This is a genomic window from Pedobacter sp. 01N416 (assembly GCF_056399685.1).
Genome location: NZ_JBFTRT010000923.1, coordinates 1 through 1,061 on the forward strand (window position 1 = coordinate 1; position 1,061 = coordinate 1,061).

The following is a 1,061-nucleotide window of genomic DNA, read 5'->3' on the forward strand; positions in this document are numbered from 1 at the left end:
CATTAGAAACCACACAGCTGATCTTTATCCACTCAAATGCAATTGATATTAGCTTTAGGAACGATGAACGCCGTTTTGATGTAGAAGGTGCTTACAACATCCGTTACGAAGTAGTTAAAAAACGTATTGATAAAGTATTGGTTAAAGGTACAACCGAACGTTTAACACAGCCCCATAAAATCGCAATGGTTTATTTCAATCCTGAAGAAGCCAAAGAATATATGGAGTACATTAAATATATGCAGGTTCAAGGCTATTTAAACGACGATTTAGAGCAACTTGAATTAGATGAACTTCAAGGTGTTTCCGGGTTAAAAGCTTTAAGGGTAGGCGTAAAATATCTGGAAAGTAAAGTAGCAGGTAAAACAGATGCTGCTAAAAAACTTAAACCTAAAGAGATCAAATCCATCGAGAAGGAAATCGCGAAAGTGCTACAACACTAAAACTACAGATCAGTGACGCTACAAGTTAAAGGCTGTATCATAAATTTTGATTCCACTCGAACTTGTCACGTTGAGCTTTCGAAACGTCTTGCGAAGTATTTAAACAGGTCCTTCGACAGGCTCAGGATGACAAGCTATATTTATGATACAGCCTCCTTAGAAGTTTGTACTATATTATGTTTAAAACAAAAGGCTTTCTGATCAGATCAGAAAGCCTTATTTCATTTGTGCGTTTTTATTATTTGATTGCAGCAATTTCTTTTTCAATTGCAAAAGTTTCTACAGAGCTGATGTTCGTTTTTAAAGCAGCAAATCTATCGATGGTTAATTTTTGTGATTTACCCATAACCAAAGTATGTTGATCAGTTGAACCACTTAATTTTAAATCTGCATTATCGGCAATTACAGTGTACAAACCTTCTGAGCTGGTATTGATTTCGGCATGTGCATTTCCTTTTAAAAAGATCTGAAGATATTTAGTTTTTAGTTTTCCTTCAGTTTTAACAATTGCATTTTCTGATGCTTCTATTCTGTAAAAATCGTTTACATAAACAGTTAGTTTTGCTTTTTCGGTACTGGTTGAAGTAATTTTTAAATTATCACCATCCTGCATCACTT

Annotated in this window: 1 protein-coding gene and 1 pseudogene; one reads left to right on the top strand and one right to left on the bottom strand. The window is 34.4% G+C overall.

Annotated features, from left to right (window positions below; translation table 11 throughout):
* Nucleotides 1-443: pseudogene (locus tag AC1DND_RS28425) on the top strand (hypothetical protein); the annotation flags it as partial.
* 238 nt (nt 444-681) lie between these two features.
* Here AC1DND_RS28425 and AC1DND_RS28430 read toward each other — a convergent pair.
* The coding region (locus tag AC1DND_RS28430) for a GIN domain-containing protein (RefSeq protein WP_477586267.1) at nt 682-1,061 on the bottom strand (380 nt) is incomplete at its 5' end.